Origin of the sequence: Evtepia gabavorous (assembly GCF_003425665.1) — a bacterium.
GTDB lineage: Bacteria > Bacillota > Clostridia > Oscillospirales > Oscillospiraceae > Evtepia > Evtepia gabavorous.
In genome coordinates this window covers 22,197-40,220 of the sequence record NZ_QQRQ01000001.1, presented here as the reverse complement: position 1 = coordinate 40,220, position 18,024 = coordinate 22,197, and the positions used below count along the sequence as shown (strand labels likewise).

Annotated in this window: 18 protein-coding genes; 8 read left to right on the top strand and 10 right to left on the bottom strand. The window is 62.5% G+C overall.

Annotated elements, in window-relative coordinates:
- Window positions 1–16: 16 nt before the first annotated feature.
- Window positions 17–562, bottom strand: a complete 546-nt coding sequence (locus tag DV520_RS00195; RefSeq protein WP_021920574.1) for an NUDIX hydrolase — start codon at window positions 560–562, stop codon at window positions 17–19.
- A gap of 213 nt (window positions 563–775) precedes the next feature.
- Here DV520_RS00195 and DV520_RS00190 point away from each other — a divergent pair, with 213 nt between their 5' ends.
- From DV520_RS00190 to DV520_RS00170, 5 genes are all read left to right on the top strand, one after another.
- A complete protein-coding gene (locus DV520_RS00190; RefSeq protein WP_021920573.1) occupies window positions 776–1,012 on the top strand; it encodes a hypothetical protein in 237 nt (78 codons plus the stop codon).
- Between the two features lie 565 nt (window positions 1,013–1,577).
- The gene (locus DV520_RS00185; RefSeq protein WP_117141398.1) at window positions 1,578–2,876 is read left to right on the top strand and encodes a UDP-N-acetylglucosamine 1-carboxyvinyltransferase; all 1,299 of its coding nucleotides are present in this window, start codon (window positions 1,578–1,580) and stop codon (window positions 2,874–2,876) included.
- Between the two features lie 117 nt (window positions 2,877–2,993).
- Window positions 2,994–3,476 (top strand): 23S rRNA (pseudouridine(1915)-N(3))-methyltransferase RlmH, encoded by a 483-nt coding sequence (gene rlmH, locus DV520_RS00180; protein WP_117141397.1) that lies wholly within the window; start codon window positions 2,994–2,996, stop codon window positions 3,474–3,476.
- A gap of 57 nt (window positions 3,477–3,533) precedes the next feature.
- Entirely contained in the window at window positions 3,534–5,270 is a 1,737-nt protein-coding gene (locus DV520_RS00175) for a phospho-sugar mutase (RefSeq protein ID WP_117141396.1), read from the top strand.
- 130 nt (window positions 5,271–5,400) lie between these two features.
- Window positions 5,401–6,534, top strand: a complete 1,134-nt coding sequence (locus tag DV520_RS00170) for a D-alanyl-D-alanine carboxypeptidase family protein (RefSeq protein WP_117141395.1) — start codon at window positions 5,401–5,403, stop codon at window positions 6,532–6,534.
- A gap of 58 nt (window positions 6,535–6,592) precedes the next feature.
- Here the strand turns inward: DV520_RS00170 and DV520_RS00165 are convergent, their stop codons facing one another.
- From DV520_RS00165 to DV520_RS00155, 3 genes are all read right to left on the bottom strand, one after another.
- Complete coding sequence (locus DV520_RS00165) at window positions 6,593–6,856, bottom strand: helix-turn-helix domain-containing protein (RefSeq protein WP_021920568.1); 264 nt, start codon at window positions 6,854–6,856, stop codon at window positions 6,593–6,595.
- A 19-nt stretch (window positions 6,857–6,875) separates the two neighbouring features.
- A complete protein-coding gene (locus tag DV520_RS00160) occupies window positions 6,876–7,535 on the bottom strand; it encodes a GOLPH3/VPS74 family protein (RefSeq protein ID WP_021920567.1) in 660 nt (219 codons plus the stop codon).
- A gap of 168 nt (window positions 7,536–7,703) precedes the next feature.
- A complete protein-coding gene (locus DV520_RS00155) occupies window positions 7,704–8,123 on the bottom strand; it encodes a hypothetical protein (RefSeq protein ID WP_021920566.1) in 420 nt (139 codons plus the stop codon).
- Between the two features lie 288 nt (window positions 8,124–8,411).
- On the opposite strand from DV520_RS00155, the gene DV520_RS00150 reads away from it, so the two are divergent.
- The 3 genes from DV520_RS00150 to brnQ are packed head-to-tail and all read left to right on the top strand — an operon-like array spanning window position 8,412 to window position 11,991.
- A complete protein-coding gene (locus tag DV520_RS00150) occupies window positions 8,412–8,864 on the top strand; it encodes a YwiB family protein (RefSeq protein WP_021920565.1) in 453 nt (150 codons plus the stop codon).
- 34 nt (window positions 8,865–8,898) lie between these two features.
- On the top strand, window positions 8,899–10,647 hold the full coding sequence (gene argS, locus DV520_RS00145) for an arginine--tRNA ligase (RefSeq protein ID WP_021920564.1): 1,749 nt from the start codon (window positions 8,899–8,901) through the stop codon (window positions 10,645–10,647).
- A gap of 57 nt (window positions 10,648–10,704) precedes the next feature.
- Window positions 10,705–11,991 (top strand): branched-chain amino acid transport system II carrier protein, encoded by a 1,287-nt coding sequence (gene brnQ / locus DV520_RS00140; RefSeq protein ID WP_021920563.1) that lies wholly within the window; start codon window positions 10,705–10,707, stop codon window positions 11,989–11,991.
- Between the two features lie 117 nt (window positions 11,992–12,108).
- On the opposite strand, the gene DV520_RS00135 is transcribed toward brnQ, so the two are convergent.
- The 6 genes from DV520_RS00135 to DV520_RS00110 form a co-directional block, all read right to left on the bottom strand.
- Entirely contained in the window at window positions 12,109–13,488 is a 1,380-nt protein-coding gene (locus tag DV520_RS00135; RefSeq protein WP_021920562.1) for a uracil-xanthine permease family protein, read from the bottom strand.
- Between the two features lie 227 nt (window positions 13,489–13,715).
- The gene (locus tag DV520_RS00130; protein WP_021920561.1) at window positions 13,716–14,852 is read right to left on the bottom strand and encodes a cysteine desulfurase family protein; all 1,137 of its coding nucleotides are present in this window, start codon (window positions 14,850–14,852) and stop codon (window positions 13,716–13,718) included.
- Between the two features lie 114 nt (window positions 14,853–14,966).
- On the bottom strand, window positions 14,967–15,164 hold the full coding sequence (locus tag DV520_RS00125; RefSeq protein WP_021920560.1) for a hypothetical protein: 198 nt from the start codon (window positions 15,162–15,164) through the stop codon (window positions 14,967–14,969).
- Between the two features lie 15 nt (window positions 15,165–15,179).
- Complete coding sequence (locus tag DV520_RS00120; RefSeq protein ID WP_117141394.1) at window positions 15,180–16,931, bottom strand: Rqc2 family fibronectin-binding protein; 1,752 nt, start codon at window positions 16,929–16,931, stop codon at window positions 15,180–15,182.
- Between the two features lies 1 nt (window position 16,932).
- Window positions 16,933–17,337, bottom strand: a complete 405-nt coding sequence (locus DV520_RS00115) for a Mini-ribonuclease 3 (RefSeq protein ID WP_117141393.1) — start codon at window positions 17,335–17,337, stop codon at window positions 16,933–16,935.
- 82 nt (window positions 17,338–17,419) lie between these two features.
- A complete protein-coding gene (locus DV520_RS00110) occupies window positions 17,420–17,977 on the bottom strand; it encodes a hypothetical protein (RefSeq protein WP_133308813.1) in 558 nt (185 codons plus the stop codon).
- Window positions 17,978–18,024 lie beyond the last annotated feature (47 nt).

The window sequence follows — 18,024 nt, the reverse complement described above, 5'->3', positions numbered from 1 at the left end:
CCACTGTCCCCTTGTCTCAGGTTTGGGGCGCCTCCAGCAGGAAGGACGCCTTGAGAATCCCCGCCAAGGTCTTTCCATCCTGAATCTCTCCCCGGCGGGCCATGTCCAGCAGATCCTGGTAGGGAACCCAGAGGGTCTCCACAAACTCCCCGTCATCGGGGCGGGCCTCCCCCTGGACCAAATCCCGGGCAAAAAAGAGGTGAATCCGCTCGGCCAGAATGCCCGGGGAGGAGGCGATGCTGCCCAGAGGCAGGAAGGTCCCCGGGGTCAGTCCCGTCTCCTCCGCCAGCTCCCGCAGGCCGCTGGCCCGGGGGTCCTCTCCGGGCTCCAGCTTCCCGGCGGGCAGCTCCAGGGTCACCTCGCCCAGGGGGTAACGGAACTGGCGGACCAGCGCCACCCGGCCCTGCCCGTCCATGGCAAACACCGCCACCCCGCCGGGGTGCTCCACCACCTCCCGGTTGGCGATCCGGCCATCCAACAGCCGGGCCTTGTCCCGGCGGACATTGACGATGATCCCCTCGTACACGGTCTGCTGGGAGACCATTTCTTCCTTCAATTCCATTGGCTGGTACCTCGATTTCTCTGGAATGTGCGGCGGCCTGTTCCCCCGGGGCGGCGGCGCCCCGCCGGGGAGAGCAAGTCCCATGATGCTAAGAATTATAGCATATTTCCGTCCCGCTGCCAACTTCTTTTCCCACTGGCAACCTTTACATTTGCCCCAGGCCCCAGGGTGCTTTATAATGGGGAGCATCCATTCCACCCTCAGGAGGTACCCATGACCATTTCCGCCATTGACACCGGTTCGGTGCTCTATTTCTCCCACGACGAGCTTCCCACGGTCCGTCCGCTGACCCAGGAAGCGGTCCTTCCCCTCATCCGCCGGGCCCTGGCCAAGGCCCGCCACCCCATCCCGCCGGCCATGGAGGTGAAGTCCTTTTCCTCCCGCCAAGGGGTGCTGTTTTTTGTCCTGCCCCGGCTGCCGGAGGAGACCGCCGCCGCCCCGCTCTGCTGAGGGATTTTCGCCGGAATCCCTCCTTTTTCCCCTTTTCCAGGCTGTCATTTTTGGAGTTTCCCCCCTAAATTTTCAAAAGAATCGGAAATTTTTCCCTTCTTTTTTGTTTCCCTTGGCCGCAGCGCCCGGAGAGAAAAACGTAGATATGCCAAGGCTTTTCCACCGTTTTCCTGGGACGATGGCGCCGCGCGGCCCATCTTCTTTTCAAAATAAACTGAGAAATTGTTAAAATTTATCTTTTTTTTTCAGCCCCTTGATGCTATAATGAGGTCAAATTATAGGCGGTGGTATGTCCACCGTTGGGCGAAGCGTGCGCCAAAATTTCCTTTTTGGCCCCGGGTTTCGAACAAAGTGTAACAGTTTGTTTCCTTCCGTCCCTGTTTCGGGACAGAAGGTGACATGAATGCAGCTTTCGGACCAGCCGTCTCCCGCGCCGAATCCGGGTACATTTGTCCGGAAAATTCGGATATGATAGAGAGAGAACCGGAGACGGTCCCGGCTTCGCGTTTCTGATTGCTTTGCTACCTATCTCATTTCTCAGAACCATATAAAAGAAGGTGCCGTTTTGACAAAATACGTGATCAGCGGTGGAAAACCCCTCCACGGCGAGGTTGAGATCAGCGGCGCGAAGAATGCCGCTGTGGCCATTCTTCCCGCAGCCCTTCTGGTGGACGGAGTCTGCCGGATCGAAAATGTTCCCAACATCAGCGACGTGACCATGATCCTGGGGATTATGCGGGATCTGGGCGCCAACGTACGCATGATCAACCAGACCACAGTGGAGCTGGACTGCTCCCATGTCTATAAACAGAATGTCCCCTATGAGCTGGCCCGCCAGATCCGCGCCTCCTATTACCTCATCGGCGCCCTGCTGGGCCGCTTCGGCCGGGCCGAGGTGCCCCCTCCCGGCGGCTGTGACCTGGGGGTGCGGCCCATTGACCAGCACCTGAAGGGTTTTTCCGCCATGGGGGCGGAGATTCAGGTGGAAAACGGCTTTATTTACGCCGCCTCCCCCACAGGCCGCCTCCACGGCGCCCAGATCTATCTGGACGTGGTATCGGTGGGGGCCACCATGAATATTCTGCTGGCCGCCGCCCTGGCGGATGGCCTGACCATCATCGAAAACGCCGCCAAGGAACCCCATATCGTGGACCTGGCCAACTTCCTCAACTCCATGGGGGCTGACATCATGGGGGCCGGGACCGACGTCATCAAGGTCCGAGGGGTGGAAAAGCTCCGGGGCGGCTTCTACTCCATCATCCCCGACCAGATCGAGGCGGGCACCTATATGACCGCCGTGGCCGCCGCCGGCGGCGAGGTCCGCATCAACAACGTCATTCCCAAGCATCTGGACTGCATCACCGCCAAGCTGGTGGAGATGGGGGTGGAGATTCAGGAGGATGGGGACGCCCTCATCGTCCGCCGGTCGGGCAAGCTCACCAGCACCAATGTAAAGACCATGCCCTACCCCGGCTTCCCCACCGATATGCAGCCTCAGATTGCCGCGGTGCTGTGCCTGGCCGAGGGGACCAGCATCCTCAACGAGGGTGTCTGGGACAACCGGTACCGCTACGCCGATGAATTCCGCCGCATGGGCGCCAACATCCAGGTCAACGGCAAGGTGGCGGTGATCGAAGGGGTTCACGCCCTCACCGGCGCCCCGGTCTGTGCCTGTGACCTTCGGGCGGGCGCGGCCATGATCGTGGCCGGCTTGGCCGCCAACGGCATCACGGAGATCGACCAGGTCTATCACATTGAGCGCGGCTATGAAGGCATTGTGGAAAAGCTGGCCAAACTGGGCGCCGACATCCACGAGGAAGCCATTCCCGAGGAGGACTGGCGCAGCGGAAACAGTGTGGGCTGACTTCCGCCCCCTATGCCCCGTCCCCTGTCCGGGAGACGGAATGTGTCACTTCGTCTGTGGACGGCGGGCAGGCCTGCCGTCCACTTTTCTTCGTACCATCTTGTAAGGAGTCCTTCCATGGTCAACATCCAACTGCTCTGCGTGGGCAAGCTGAAAGAGAAGCATTTTTCCGCCGCCTGCGCGGAATATCAAAAGCGTCTGGGGGCCTTCTGCAAGCTCACTGTCACAGAGCTGCCGGAGGTCCGGCTGCCGGAGCACCCCACCCCCACCCAGGTGGAGGGGGCGCTGGCCAGGGAGGGGGAGGCCCTTCTGGCCAAGCTCCCCAAAAGCGCCAAGGTCATCGCCCTGTGCGTGGAGGGAGTTCAGCTGTCCAGCCCCGCCCTGGCCGCCCAGATGGAGCAGTGGATGGTGGAAGGGGCCTCCCATCTCACCCTCATCATTGGCGGGTCCTTCGGCCTGCACCCCTCAGTGAAGGAGGCGGCCCACCTGCGTCTGTCCATGTCCCCCATGACCTTTCCCCACCATCTGGCCCGGGTCATGGTGCTGGAGCAGGTTTACCGGGCCTTCCAAATTGCCGCAGGCACCCGCTACCACAAATAGTCCGGAGGAGGGCTCGGGTTCCATCCTGCCGGCCCCCTCTGAGAAAGGAGCCTTTCTATGTCCTATCAGCAGCAATTCCATCGCTGGCTGCACAGCGACGCCCTGTCCCCGGAGGAGAAAGCCCAGCTGCAGGCCATTGCCGACGACCCCAAAGAGGTGGAAGACCGGTTCTTCGGCCTGCTGGAGTTCGGCACCGCCGGCCTGCGGGGGGTGATGGGCCTGGGGTTGCGGCGGATGAACGTCCATGTGATCCGCCATGCCACCCAGGCCTTTGCCCAGGTGATCCTGGCCGAGGGACCGGCCGCCGCCGCCCAGGGGGTGGCCATCTGCTATGACTGCCGGGTTCACTCCCAGGAATTTGCCCGGGCCGCCGCCGGGGTGATGGCCGCCAACGGCATCCCCGTGCGCCTTTTTGAGGCCATGCGCCCCACGCCGGAGCTCTCCTTCGCCGTGCGGGAGTACGGCTGTGTGGCCGGACTCAACGTCACCGCCAGCCACAATCCCCCGGAGTACAATGGCTACAAGGTCTATTGGTCCGACGGCGCCCAGCTGCCCCCCCAGCACGCGGCGGCCATCGCCGCCCAGATGGAGGCCCTGGATGTCTTTGACGATGTCAGGACCATGGACTACGAACAGGCCCGGGCCCAGGGGCTCATCACCCTGCTGGGCCGGGAGACCGATGACAAATTCCTCTCCCACGTGCTGGATCAGATTAACGACAGGCAGGCCGTGGCCCAGGTGACCGACGCCTTCCGCATGGTCTACACCCCCTTCCACGGCACGGGATACCAGCAGATTCCCTATGTGCTGGAGCAGCTGGGCATCCGGTACCTGCACTGCGTGCCGGAACAGATGGTCATTGACGGCACCTTCCCCACCGTGAAATCCCCCAACCCGGAGACCCCCGAGAGCTTTGCCCTGGCCCAGAAGCTGGCCAAGGAGGTGGACGCCCAGCTGATCCTGGGCTCCGACCCCGACGCGGACCGAGTGGCCATTCAGGTAAAGGACCGGAAGGGAGACTATGTCCAGATCTCCGGCAATCAGACCGGGGTGCTCCTGCTGGACTACCTCATCGGCGCCAAGCGCCGGGCGGGGACCCTGCCGGAGAACCCGGTGGCCCTCAAGTCTCTGGTGACCACCCAGCTGGCCCAGGTGGTGGCCGAGGCCAATGGGGTGCGGTGCTACAACACCTTCACCGGCTTTAAGTTCATGGCGGAAAAGAAAAACCAGCTGGAGGCCGCCGGCCAGGGCCACGTGATCTTCTCCTATGAGGAGTCCATCGGCTACATGATCGGCGACTACGTCCGGGACAAGGACGCGGTTACCGCCGCCCTTCTGCTCACGGAGATGACCGCCTGGTACGCCGCCCGGGGCATGACCCTGCTGGACGCTCTCCAGGCCATTTATGAGACATACGGCTATTATGGCGAAAACACCCTGAACCTGGTGATGCCCGGCCTGGAGGGCATGGGCAAAATGCAGGCCATCATGGCTGCTCTCCGGCAGACACCCCCCGACCAGATCGCGGGCACCACGGTCTGCCTCCAGCGGGACTACCAGACCGGCACCGAACGGGACACTGCCACAGGAGAGACTACCGCCATGGAGTTGGCAGGGTCCAACGTGCTGGGATACCAGCTGGCCGACGGCACCACCCTGGTGGTCCGTCCCTCGGGCACCGAACCCAAGATCAAAGTCTATGTTTTGGCCTCCGGCACCGACAGCGCTGACTGCCAAAGAAAAGTGGAGCAATACACCGCCTGGGCCGAGACCCTGCGGCATTGGGCCGATTGACCTCCTTTCCCTCGCCCCGCCGGGCAAACCGGCGGGGTTTCTCTTTTTTCAATGACAGGGGTCTTTCCTGCATACTTCTCCCTGTCCAGACATAGAGTGGAGACAACCGAGATCACCAGGAGGTCCTTCTATGAAGAAATTCTTCGCCACCTTTCTCTGTCTGGTCCTGTGCGGGGGCCTCCTCCCCGCCCAGGCGGCGGGGCCGGAGGTCAACGCCAAGGCCGTTCTGCTCATGGAGAAGACCACAGGCCAGGTCCTGTATGAGGAGCACGCCCACGATCCCCTGGAGCTGGCCAGCGTCACCAAGGTAATGACCATGCTCCTCATCATGGAGGCCCTGGAAGAGGGCACCATCACCAAGGAAACCATGGTCCCCGTCTCCGCCACCGCGGCGGGTATGGGAGGCTCGCAGGTCTACATGAAGGAGGGGGAATCGTTCTCCGTCCATGACATGCTCAAGGCCATCGCCGTGGCCTCCGGCAACGACGCCTGTGTGGCCATGGCGGAATACCTGGCCGGCAGCGAGAGCACCTTTGTGGAAAAGATGAACGCCAGAGCGGCGGAGCTGGGCATGGAAAACACCGTCTTTGTCAACTGCACCGGTCTGCCTGCCGAGGGACATCACTCCTCTGCCTATGACATCGCCCTCATGTCCCGGGCGCTGATCCAAAACCACCCGGATATCCGCACCTACACCACCATCTGGATGGACACCCTTCGGGACGGAACCTTCCAGCTGGCCAACACCAACAAGCTCATCCGATTCTACGAGGGGGCCACCGGTCTGAAAACCGGCTCCACCGACGCCGCCCTCTACTGTGTCTCCGCCACCGCGGAAAAGGACGGGATGGAGCTCATCGCCGTGGTGCTGGGCTCCCCCACCTCTGCGGACCGATTTGAAACCGCCAAGGCGCTGCTCAACTACGGCTTCGCGGGATATTCCCTGGTCACAGTAGCCCCCTCCGAGCCCATCTCCCCCATTCCCGTCACCCTGGGCACCGCCGACAGCGTGCAGCCGGTGCTCACCCAGGAGAGCCAAATTCTCCTTCCCAAGGCCGAGGCAGGCAAGGTCTCCACCACCCTTTCCCTCCCGGACACCCTCCAGGCCCCGGTGGAGAAGGGGCAGGAGCTGGGAAGCCTCACCGTCCTGGTGGATGGGAAAGAGAATCAAAAGCTCCCCCTGGTGGCCCAAGAGGAGGTCCCCAGGCTGACCCTTTGGGCTGTCTATCAATCCCTGCTGGGCACCCTCTTCTGCGGAACCTGAAAAAACCGGGACACCCTGTACTGGGTGCCCCGGTTTCTTTGCTTCCTCCCCGCCCTTCTCACCCCTGGGCGTGGAGCATCTGCTTAATTTGCTGGATGGATTTTCCCTCCTGCCGCAGCGCCTTGATCCACTGAATCCGGCGGATGCTCTCCTCCCGTTTATAGCGACGGGTCAGGTTTTCCTCCGCCTGCTGAAAGGGCAGCATCCCTTGCTCGGTGTAAAATTTCAAGGTGCTGTACCGCACGTCGGTCAGACGGACCAACTCCCCGATGGTCACGTCCTCCGCCTGCTGGATGACCTCTAATTTTCGCTGCCTGGACATGGCGCCCCCCGTTCTCCCGTCAAGAATACACTGCAATAAGACCAACCGCTATGGCCATCATGTTCTCCACGTATTCTACCATCTCTTGGACCATTTTTCCAGTGGGGGATTCGCCAAGGGCCCGAAGCCTCTGCTTCATCTGTTTCTGCTCAAAGGCGGAGAAGTAGGGCTTGAGGCAGTTGCCCTTCTCCATCAGAACAACCAGAGACACCACGTCCTCGGTGATCTCCCCCTCCTCCAGCAGCTCCGCGCGGATCATATCCACCACACCGCTGATAGCCTCCGGGGTGGGGGCATATCCCTTCTTTTTCCCCAGCAGTCCCACCTTTACCGGCTGGACCAGTCCCAGGTCCGCCAGGGAGCGCCCAATGCTCTCCAGCAGCTCATCGCGCTGAGCATCGGTGACAGTATAGGTGTACTCCTCCAGCAGCTTCTCCTTTCGGATCGGCTTTGGACGGTTGACAAACGCATAGAGGGGCCGTAAATGCGCCTGCCCCTCCGGCAGGGGTCCTGTCACAGTCACATACTTTTTGTCCACAGCCACACAGCCCTCCAGCTGGAGCTCCAGCAGCGCCGCCGCCACCAGGCAGACCGTTCTCTCCACCCCCAGATGGGGCAGTCTTCCCTTCTCGTTCACTGCACAGAGCAAATATTCCTGGCTCAGAGTTAAATCTCGCATACGTCCTCCTTCATACAGCAGACAGGTTTCCGTTTACTATCTACTTACTACTTATCACTTACGATTTACAGTATACCACAGTTTTCCCTCCTGTCAATCCCCTCTTGCGCCGCCATGCAAAAACCCGGAGCCCCCTCACAGGGGCTCCGGGTTTTTATGGGTCTTCACTCAGGGCGCTATGTCGATATCCACCAAAATGTTGTCCGTCCCATTCTCCTCAAACTCGTTGATATACGCCTCAATCCGGTGGGTGAGCTCGGCGTAGTTGCTCTCGTCAATGGGGGCGTCGTTCATATCCCGGCGGGCCAGATCCTCGGCCAGGATATCAAAAAAGACGTTGTTCTCATACTCCATAATGGCCTCATGGATGCCCCCCTCCACGAAGGGGCGGGAGGGGATGGTCTCACCTTGGTAGGTCTCCGCCAAGATCCCCATGCCTTCCTGCCGGGCCTTTTCAAACAGCAGGCTTTCCACTTTGTCGTAGTCCTGAAAACGATCCTCTCCCCGGGTGGAGTTGAGAATCCAGTTGCCGATATAGACCATATCCAGCAGACGTCGGAATTCCTTTTTGCTCAATTCCAGCTGCATACCATGACCTCCTCGCTGTGAAATGAAACAATGGGTCCTTACTATTATAAGCGATGACAGGGGAAAAGTTGCCCCTGCCTGGTCGTCCATCTATTATAGTGTTCCCAAGGCCGATTGTCAAAGGTGGAAAGCAGGAAAACTCCACGAATTCTCCCCGAAAGGCCTCAGTTTTCTCTCCTGAATCTGCCAAAGCGCGTCCTGGGACTACTTTACATTTGTTGTACGATCATGTATAATAGTTTACATTTCAGTGAACACCAACAAAAAAGAAATGGGTGTATTGTATTCATGGAAAAACCAGTGATTATCTCAATCCGAGGGGTACAGAGCCTGGAGCCCGGGGAGGAAGACGTGATGGAGCTGGTCACCCAGGGCGTCCTCCGGCAGGAGGAGGGAGAGGGTTTCTCCCTGAGCTATCTGGAAAGTGAGCTCACCGGCCTGGAGGGCACCACCACCACCTTCCGCATCGCGCCGGACCGGATCACCCTCCGGCGGGAGGGCACACTCAACTCGGAGATGATCTTTCAGGAGGGGCAGAAGCACGTCTCCCTGTATGAGACCCCCTATGGGGGCCTGATGCTGGGGGTGAACACCCACCGGGCCAAGGCGGACCTGGGAACGGCGGGGGGGCGCCTCTCCATTCGCTATGCCCTGGAAGTGGACAGCCAGCCCATTGGGGAGAACTCCTTTGAAATTCAGGTGACCGAGCCTCATTTGACCGCCCCCGCACCGGGTCAGTGACCCCATTAAACAGAGAAAAGGTGAGAGAACGATTATGGCGAATTTAATTCAGCACGCAAAGGACCAGGTCAGCCAGCTGACCGCCCAGGCCTACGCCGCCGCCGCCGCCGCGGGGGTCCTCCCCCCCGGGGTGGAAGTAAAGGGGTCTGTGGAAATTCCCAAAGACCCCCAGAACGGGGACTACGCCTCCTCCTTCGCCATGGCCGGCGCCAAGGCCATGAAAATGGCCCCCCGGGCCATCGCCCAGGCGGTGGTGGACCACATGGACCTGACAGACAGCCTCTTCGCCTCGGTGGAGATCGCCGGCCCGGGCTTTCTGAATTTCCGGCTGGGCGCCAAATGGTATGGGGATGTGCTGGCGGAGATTGAGGCCGAAGGTCCCCTCTACGGACAGAGTGACGAGGGCCGGGGCCAGAAGGTGATGGTGGAGTTTGTCTCCGCCAACCCCACCGGTCCCATGCACATGGGCAATGCCCGGGGCGGGGTGCTGGGAGACACCCTGGCCAACATTCTCCGCCGGGACGGCTGCGACACCTGGAAAGAGTTCTATGTCAACGACGCCGGCAATCAGATTCACAAATTCGCCGTGTCCATTCAGGCCCGCTACCTCCAGCTCCTGCTGGGGGAGGAGAAGGTGCCCTTTCCCGAGGACGGCTATCACGGCGATGATATCCGGGAACTGGCCCAGGCCTTCTACGACCTCCACGGAGACCAGTACCGGGACGTAGAAGAGGCACAGCGCCTGGAGGCCCTGGCGGCCTTCGGCCTGGAGCGGAACATCCCCAAGATGCAGGCCGATTTGCGCCGGTACGGCATCGAGTACGACCAATGGTTCTTCGAGTCCTCCCTTCACACCTCCGGCTATGTGGCCGAGACGGTGGGTCTGCTGACGGAGAAGGGCTGGACCTACGAAAAGGACGGCGCCCTGTGGCTGAACACCACCCAGCTGCTGAAAAACAAGTACCTGGCCGAGGGCAAGAGTCAGAAGCAGGTAGACAAGCTGGACCTGAAGGACGATGTCCTCCGCCGGGCCAACGGCTTCTACACCTACTTTGCCGCCGACATCGCCTACCACCGGAACAAGCTGGAGGTTCGGGGCTTTGACAAGAGCATCGACGTGTGGGGGGCCGATCACCACGGTCACGTGGCCCGGCTCCAGGCGGCCCTGGACGGGCTGGGCCTGGACGGCTCCCACCGGCTGGTGGTGGTGCTCATGCAGCTGGTGAACCTTCTCCAGGACGGGCAGCCTGTGCGGATGTCCAAGCGGTCGGGCAAGGCCATCGCCCTGCACGACCTGCTGGATGAGGTAAGTGTGGACGCCGCCCGGTACTTCTTCAACTCCCGCTCCGCCACCAGTCCTGTGGACTTTGACTTGGATCTGGCGGTCCGGGAGGACAGCGAGAATCCGGTCTACTACGTCCAGTACGCTCACGCCCGGATCTGTACCCTGATCGCCCGCCTGGCCGGGGAGGGGTATGCCGTTCCCAAGGCAGCGGAGGTCCAGTCCGAGCTGCTCTCCAGCCAGGAGGAGACCTCCCTCATCCGGGCCCTGGCCCGCCTGCCGGAGGAGATCCACGCTGCTGCCCGGGACTACGACCCCTCCCGGATCAACCGCTATCTGGTGGAGCTGGCCGGAGAATTTCACCGTTTTTACAGCGCCTGCCGCATTAAGGGGGAGACCCCTGCCCTGCTGGCTGCCCGCCTGAAGCTGGCGGACAGCGTCCGTTCTGTCCTGGCCAACTGCCTGGGACTCTTAGGCGTAACAGCCCCTGAAAAAATGTAAGGGTATTTTTTCTGTTCGTCTATCAACACAGTCCTATCGCAGAAAGGGAGGTTCTCTATGAAGAAACCATTGAAGGACAGTTTCATCATTGGCTTTGCTCTGTTTTCCATGTTTTTTGGGGCGGGGAACGTGATCTTCCCCCCCTACCTGGGGCTGGAGTCCGGCCCCCATTGGCTGCTGGGCTTCATCAGCTACTACATCGCGGACATCGGCCTGGCTCTGCTGGCGATGTTCGCTATTCTCCGGCAGGGCAGCCCGGAAAAGGTCACCTCCCGCATTGGGAAGGTCCCGTCCGTGCTGCTGATGTGCGCCATCGTGCTGTGCATCGGTCCCATGCTGGCCATTCCCCGGACCGCCGCCACCACCTTTGAGACCTCGGTGACTCCCCTGGTCTCCGGTGTGAGCCCCGTCCTCTTCTCGGTGCTCTTCTTCCTGCTGATCCTGCTGCTTTGCGTGCGGGAGCGGGCGGTGGTGGACATCGTGGGCAAAATCCTCACCCCCGCCCTGCTCATCGGCCTGCTGATCCTCATTGTGGTGGGTGTGGTCTCCCCCATCGGCCCGGTGGGGGACCAGGCCCTGGTGGAGAACGTGGCCGCCACCGGCATCGAGGCCGGCTACCAAACCATGGACGTTCTGGCCACCCTTTTGTTTGGCTTCATCATTCTCAAAAGTGCCCAGGCCAAGGGATACACCAAGGCCAAGGCGCAGATCCGCGTGGTCAGCGGCGCCAGCCTGGTGGCGGGCATCGGCCTGCTGGTGGTCTATCTGGGTCTGACCTATCTGGGCGCCACCACCGCAAACCTCTTTGACATCACCGTGGACCGTACCTACCTGGTCACCTCCATTGTGCAGCAGCTGCTGGGCCATGGGGGGCTGATCCTCTTTGCCATCGTGGTGGCCCTGGCCTGCATTACCACGGCGGTGGGCCTGGTCAGCGCCTGCGCCAACTACTTCTCCGGCCTCTCCGGCGGGAGACTCTCCTATCCGGTCCTGGTCTGTCTCATCTGCCTGTTCAGCGCCGTTGTCTCCAACTTTGGCATCAATGAGATCATCGCCATCGCCTCGCCCATCCTCAGCGTGGTGTATCCCCCCACGCTGGCCCTGATCGTTCTGGCCCTCTTCGGCCGCCGCATCCGCAACGACTGGGTGTTCCGCCTGGCCGCTCTGGGCGCTCTGGTGATCAGTCTGCTGGAGGTAATCAGCTCCTATACCGGTCTGGAGATCGCCTTCCTGTCCCATCTGCCCCTGGCCTCCCTGGGCTTTGCCTGGGTGGTGCCCGCCCTGCTCTGTGGCGTCATCGGGCATTTTATTCCCCACGGGAAGAAGAAATCCCTCGCCTCCTGATGCCACCTTTTACATGCGGACAGGCCCTTGGAAACGCCAAGGGCCTGTCGTTTTTTGAAAAAAAACGCCCCTTTCCAGCAGTGGAAGGGGGCGGTTTTTTTCCGCTGTCAGCGATGCTCAATACCGGCCCAGAGAGGCCACGTCGTCTCCGCTTTCCGACTTGCCGAAGTGGAAGTCGTTGCCCGGTAGGATGGCGTTGAGAACAATGCCGGCGATGGCCGCCACGGCCAGAGAGGTCAGGGTGATGGTCACGCCCCCCACATGGAAGGTCAGGCCATCGGTAAAGCCCAGGCCGCACACCAAAATTACCGCGGCGATGATGAGGTTCCGGCTGTTGGTAAAGTCCACCCGGTTCTCCACCACATTGCGCACCCCGATGGCGGAGATCATGCCATAGAGGATGAAGCTGACCCCACCGATGATGGCGGCGGGAATGGTATTGACCAGGTAGGCAAAGGCCGGGGAAAAGGACAGCACCATGGCATACAGGGCTGCCAGCCGGATCACCCGGGGATCGTGGACCCGGGAAAGGGCCAGCACACCGGTGTTCTCCCCGTAGGTGGTGTTGGCCGGCCCCCCAAAAAGGCCCGCCAGCGCCGTGGCCACCCCGTCTCCCACCAGGGTGCGGTGGAGGCCGGGCTTTTCAATGAAGTTCTCCCCCACCGTGGCGGAGATGGCGGAGATGTCACCGATGTGCTCCATCATGGAGGCCACCGCAATGGGGGCCATCACCAGGATGGCGGACAGGTCAAACTTGGCCACGCTGCCGGAAAAATCGGTAAAGAAGGGCTGCAAGCCCAGGATGGGGTTCTCTCCCCCCAGCAGGGTGCTGCCGGACAGGCCGGTGAAGTCTACCATGCCGGCCAGCAGGGCTGCCACATAGCCCCCCACAACCCCCAACAGAATGGGAATGATCTTCACCATGCCACGGCCCCAGATGTTGGCAGCCACAATGATCGCCATGGAGACCAGCGCCAGCCACCAGCAGGTGGAGGCATTGGAAACCGCCGAGGGGGCCAGGTTCAGCCCGATGAGAATGATGATGGGGCCTGTGACCACCGGGGGCAAAAAGCGCATCACCCGATGGACTCCCACCACCTTGACCACCAGGGCCAGGATCACATAGAGCAGCCCCGCCACCACAATGCCGCCGCAGGCGTACTGGAGCTTCTCGCCGGGGGCCATGGCAGCGTACTTGCCGGTGTCTAAATTCGCCATGGCGGAAAACCCGCCCAGAAAGGCAAAGGATGATCCCAGGAAGGCCGGAATCTCCAGCTTCGTGCACAGATGGAAAAACAGGGTGCCAAAGCCGGCAAAGAACAAGGTGGTCTGGGTGCTCAGGGGCAGGCCGTAGCTCTGCACCAGAATGGGAACCAGCACCGTGGCCCCAAACATGGCGAACATGTGCTGCAGGCCCAGCACCAACATCCTGGGCGCCCCCAGGGTGCGGGCGTCCCGAATGGGCGCCTGTCCAATGGTCGTGTCTTTTTCTTTCATCTTCTCTTCTCCTCTCCCCAGGGAAAACCGCAAAAAAAATACCGGCACTTCCGCCGATACCATAGGGATGACCCTTCAAACCCTTGGCTTGGTACAGCTGCCGCCGACATGACCATCCCCCCCTTTCCCTGTTTTCCTTTATTGTACAGGAGCCGCCCCGTCATTGCAAGACTTTTTCCTTCGCCCCATAAAAGAACCGCTCCCGGTGGGAGCGGTTCCCTCGCAATTTATCCCCTTGCAGGCACCAGGTCCCGGGTGGCCTCCAGAAGGGCCTGGGCCAGCTGGTCCACCTCCTGCCGGGTGTTCTCTGGGCCGAAGGATATCCGCAGCACCCCGTCCCGCACCCCTTTGGACAGGTGCATGGCGGCATAGACATGGCTGGCCTTCCCCCGATGGCAGGCAGAGCCGGAGGAGACGCAGAAGCCCCGGTCACTGAGCCAGCGCACCACCACCTGGCTGGGATACCCCGGCAGGGAGATGGCGCAGATGTGGGGCGCGTCCCCTGGGGAGACCACCGCCAGGCCGGGCACCCCCCGCTGGAAGGTCTCCAGGGCATAGGCTTTCAGGTCTGTCAGCGCGGCGGTGTGCTCCTCCATCCGCTCCCTGCCCAGGGACGCGGCGGCAGCCAGGGCGGCAATCTGGGGGGTGGCCTCCGTACCGGAGCGAAGGCCCCGCTCCTGTCCGCCCCCCCGGATCAGGGGAACCGCCCGAAGGCCCTTGCGGAGATAGAGGGCACCGGACCCCTTCATGGCGCCAATCTTGTGGCCGCTGATGGTGAGCAGATCCACCCCCAGCCCCTTCGGGGTGAAGGGAATCTTCAAAAAGCCCTGGACCGCGTCGGTGTGGAGCAAGGCTGCCGACTGCTTCCGCCGGAGCAGCTGGGCCGCCTGGGCCACCGGCTGGAGGGCCCCAGTCTCATTGTTCACCAGCATCATGGACACCAGCACGGTGTCCGGCCGGAGGGCGGCCTCCAGGTCCTCCACCCGAACCCGGCCGGAGGCGTCGGGGTGGAGGTAGGTGACCTCATATCCCTGGCGCTCCAACTCCTTGCAGGGCTGAAGCACCGCGGCGTGCTCGATCGCCGTGGTGATGATGTGCCGGCCCTTGTGGCGGCCCAGATGGACCGCCAGGGCAACGGCCCAGTTGTCCCCCTCGGTTCCTCCCGAGGTAAAATAGACCTCTTCCCCCTGACAGCCCAAGGCCCGGGCCACCTGTTCCCGGTGCTCCCCCATCCTCTTGGCGGCCTGGACCCCCAGCTGATACAGGGACGACGGATTGCCGTAGTCCTCTGTCATGGTCTTCATCGCCGCTTGGGCCGCCTCCGGCAGGACGCGGGTGGTGGCGGCGTGGTCAAAATAGATCATCTGGTATTTCCCCTTCTTCCCGGAACCTTACGTTCCCTGATCGCGGCCTCTCCGAGGGGCCGCCTCTTCTCTTCAGTGTGCGGCAAATCCGCCCGGCTTATGCAGACAGATTTTTCACTTCCGGCGCAGCCAGGCATGGACAGGATTCGGCGGAGCAGGGCGGAAATAGGGATACTCCTTCTCCTTGGTGCACGCCCCCTCCGGGACCTCCTGCTGGTCCGGGTCCCGCTCGATGCAGCAGCCCTTTCCCGCGGCCAGGGCGCAATCAGGATACCGGGGACACTGGAACCGGTAACAGACAAAAGACGCCATCCGATTTGCCTCCTCTCATGCACGCAGCGTGTCCGCCAAGGCGGGGTCCGGGTCCACATAGGCGGTCTGATAGGTGGTGTAAACCACCATCCCCGGCCGGGCGCCGGCGGGTTTCTTCACGTATTTCACCGGGGTGTAGTCCACAGGGACCTTCTTCCCCTCCCGCCCCTGGGAGAACCAAGCGGCCAGAGCGGCGGCCTCCCGGAGGCTCTGGTCGTCGGGCTGCCGGCCCTCGGTCCAGAGGATCACATGGGCACCGTGAATCTTTTGGGTATGAAACCAGTAGTCCCATTTCCCCGCCTGCTTGGTGGTCAGCCGGTCGTTTTGCAGGTTGTTCCGTCCCACGGAGATCCGCAGGCCGGCGGTGGAGCGAAACTCCAAGGGCTTTGCGCCGGGCCGCTTCATCCGGTCCTTGGCCTTGGCCCGGCGGCGGAGGTAGCCGGTCTCCACCAGCTCCTGGCGGATTTCCTCCAAGTCTCGGTCCCCCTCCGCCCGGGACACGCTGTCCAGAACGCTGTCCAGATAGGCCGCCTCCTGGGCCCCTTTCTCCAGCTGGAGGGTAAGCATGGTCTCGGCGGTCTTGGCTTTGGTATAGTTCTTATAGTAGCGGGCGGCGTTCTGCTGGGGCGTCTTCAAGGGGTCCAGCGGGATCTCCACCTGGCCGCCGTCAGGGTCGTAATAGTTTTCCGTCCGCAGCACCCGGGCCCCCTTCTCCATGCGGTAGAGGTTGGCGGTGATCAGGTCCCCGTACATCCGGTCCCGGTCCCGGTCGCCTGTGGCGGCCAGCTCCTTCTCCTGGAGGGCCATCTTCCGGGCCAGCCGCTCCCGGGCCTGGGTGAGGGTTTTGAGGAAATCCTGCCCCTTCTGGCGCACCTGGTCGGCGGTCTCCCGGGCCTGGTAAAAGGCGTCCAGGAGGGCGGCAAAGGTGGGATAGGCCCGGCTCTCCGTGCCGGGGCCGTACTGGAGGATGGGCCGGAAGGAGAAATCCACCGGCTTGCCCTCCCGGACCAGCAGGGTGGGCACAGCCTCCCCCTGGGACAGGCGGGCCAGCAGCCTCTCCAGCTTGTCCAGCAGGGCTGCCGGGTCCCGGCTCACCGGGGCGTCCACCTCGCCAAAGGCCTCAAAGGCCAGCTCCCGGGCCAGCAGGGGCGACAGGCCCATGCAGTGATCCAGGAGGAACCGGTCCGCCGGGCCCGCCCCCTGTCCCAGCGCCAGCAGCTCCGTCCGGTCGGCGGGGGTGAGGGCCCCCGGGTTCTTCTTCCCCGGCTGGGGGGCGGGGTACTGATAAAACATCCCCGGCAGCAGGGGGCGGGCCTGGGTCAGGTCCCCCTCCACCCGGCGCAGGCAGTCCACAATCCGGTCCTCCCCGTCCAACAGCAGGAGGTTGGTCCGGCGGCCCATGGCTTCCAACACCAGACGGCGGCGGACTTTGTCCCCCATCTCATTGGCGGCCTCGACAACCAGCTCCGCCAGACGCTCCATCGGGGGCTGGCGGAGGGCCAGGATTTTTCCCCCCGCCAGATATTTCCGCAGCAGCATGCAGAACATGGGGGGCTCGGCGGGGTTCTCCCGGGGCAGATCGGTGAGCTGGAGCCGGGGCCGGCTGGGGTTGGCCGACAGCAGCAGGCGGCAGCTCCCCGCCCGGCCCCGGATCTGCAGCAGAATTTCGTCCCGGCTGGGCTGGTAAATCTTGTCGATCCGTCCGCCCAGCACCGCCGGCTCCACCTCCCGGCAGACGGCGGACAGGCAAAGGGCGTCCATGGGCATGTCAGTCCTCTCCTTCCATCATCATCTCAAACAGCTCATTGAGCCGTCCGGTCTCTCCCCGGAGATAGAGCCAGCCAAACAGGGCCTCCAGTCCTGTGGCAACCTGATACTCCCGGCGGGTGGCACCCCGGGGATGGGAGTGAGGATTGGCGTTGCGGCCCCGCTTGAATACCTGGGTCTCCTCCGGGCGGAGAACCGGCAGCAGCTTTTCCAGCAGAGCCGCCTGGCGGGGGGCGGCCACATAGTCCAGGGCCGACCGGTGCAGGGCCCCAGGGGTGAGCTTGCCCCGCAGACACAGCCAGGAGCGGACCATGACCTCATAGACCGCGTCCCCCAGGTAGGCCAGCCCCAGGCTGCTCATGTTCAAAATGTCCTGTTTGTCCTCAGACAGGTGAAAATAATCCATAGTGTCGCTCCGTTGTCTTTGGCATTTCCCCCATTTTACCCCAGTTTGGGGCAGATGGCAACCCATCTTCCCCGGTGCAGGCTCATTCCTCCTCCGCTGGGGGGATGGGCACCCCCTCGGGACGAAATCGGAAGATCACATGGGGCTGCCCGCGCAAAAGCTTGACACGGGCCAGACAGAAAGCCGGTGTCAGGGGAAAGGGACGGCGGGGGTCCCAGGGGTAGGCCAGGCAGAAGGTCTCATCCTGCCGCCGGCAGAGCATCCCCCGCCCCCCGGCCCGGGCCGCCTGGGCCAGCACCGGGTCCTGGGGAAACAGGGTCTCCGGATGGTCCAGTTCCTTCCAGCCCCGGGGCGGAGCAGCAGCGGGCTGGCCGGTGAAAGCATAGGTCATCTGCACCCTGCCCCCGGTGACCGGCCAGCATCCCTGGCTGCGCAGGCGCTCCACGGGAAATGTCCGGCGCAGGCGGAGGACATTCCCCTCAGGCAGAAGGGTGCCCAGGTCCATCAGGCCCCGCTCCCCCAGGACATACCCCCGGTAGAGTCCCCGGCTCCCGCCGGGGACCTCCATGGTGAGCTCGGCCCGCCCGCCGGTCTCCCGGCAGAGGAGCCAGCCCTGTTCCATGGGAAATTTTTGTTCCATACCCACCACCCCAAACATAACCTATGCGCCCCCGAAGGAAAAAATCC

Bases quoted from the DNA above. Each gene is read 5' to 3' on its own strand.
- DV520_RS00195 (WP_021920574.1), bottom strand. From the start codon at position 562: ATGGAATTGAAGGAAGAAATGGTCTCCCAGCAGACCGTGTACGAGGGG.
- DV520_RS00190 (WP_021920573.1), top strand. From the start codon at position 776: ATGACCATTTCCGCCATTGACACCGGTTCGGTGCTCTATTTCTCCCAC.
- rlmH (WP_117141397.1), top strand. From the start codon at position 2,994: ATGGTCAACATCCAACTGCTCTGCGTGGGCAAGCTGAAAGAGAAGCAT.
- DV520_RS00175 (WP_117141396.1), top strand. From the start codon at position 3,534: ATGTCCTATCAGCAGCAATTCCATCGCTGGCTGCACAGCGACGCCCTG.
- DV520_RS00170 (WP_117141395.1), top strand. From the start codon at position 5,401: ATGAAGAAATTCTTCGCCACCTTTCTCTGTCTGGTCCTGTGCGGGGGC.
- DV520_RS00165 (WP_021920568.1), bottom strand. From the start codon at position 6,856: ATGTCCAGGCAGCGAAAATTAGAGGTCATCCAGCAGGCGGAGGACGTG.
- DV520_RS00160 (WP_021920567.1), bottom strand. From the start codon at position 7,535: ATGCGAGATTTAACTCTGAGCCAGGAATATTTGCTCTGTGCAGTGAAC.
- DV520_RS00155 (WP_021920566.1), bottom strand. From the start codon at position 8,123: ATGCAGCTGGAATTGAGCAAAAAGGAATTCCGACGTCTGCTGGATATG.
- DV520_RS00150 (WP_021920565.1), top strand. From the start codon at position 8,412: ATGGAAAAACCAGTGATTATCTCAATCCGAGGGGTACAGAGCCTGGAG.
- argS (WP_021920564.1), top strand. From the start codon at position 8,899: ATGGCGAATTTAATTCAGCACGCAAAGGACCAGGTCAGCCAGCTGACC.
- brnQ (WP_021920563.1), top strand. From the start codon at position 10,705: ATGAAGAAACCATTGAAGGACAGTTTCATCATTGGCTTTGCTCTGTTT.
- DV520_RS00135 (WP_021920562.1), bottom strand. From the start codon at position 13,488: ATGAAAGAAAAAGACACGACCATTGGACAGGCGCCCATTCGGGACGCC.
- DV520_RS00130 (WP_021920561.1), bottom strand. From the start codon at position 14,852: ATGATCTATTTTGACCACGCCGCCACCACCCGCGTCCTGCCGGAGGCG.
- DV520_RS00125 (WP_021920560.1), bottom strand. From the start codon at position 15,164: ATGGCGTCTTTTGTCTGTTACCGGTTCCAGTGTCCCCGGTATCCTGAT.
- DV520_RS00120 (WP_117141394.1), bottom strand. From the start codon at position 16,931: ATGCCCATGGACGCCCTTTGCCTGTCCGCCGTCTGCCGGGAGGTGGAG.
- DV520_RS00115 (WP_117141393.1), bottom strand. From the start codon at position 17,337: ATGGATTATTTTCACCTGTCTGAGGACAAACAGGACATTTTGAACATG.
- DV520_RS00110 (WP_133308813.1), bottom strand. From the start codon at position 17,977: ATGGAACAAAAATTTCCCATGGAACAGGGCTGGCTCCTCTGCCGGGAG.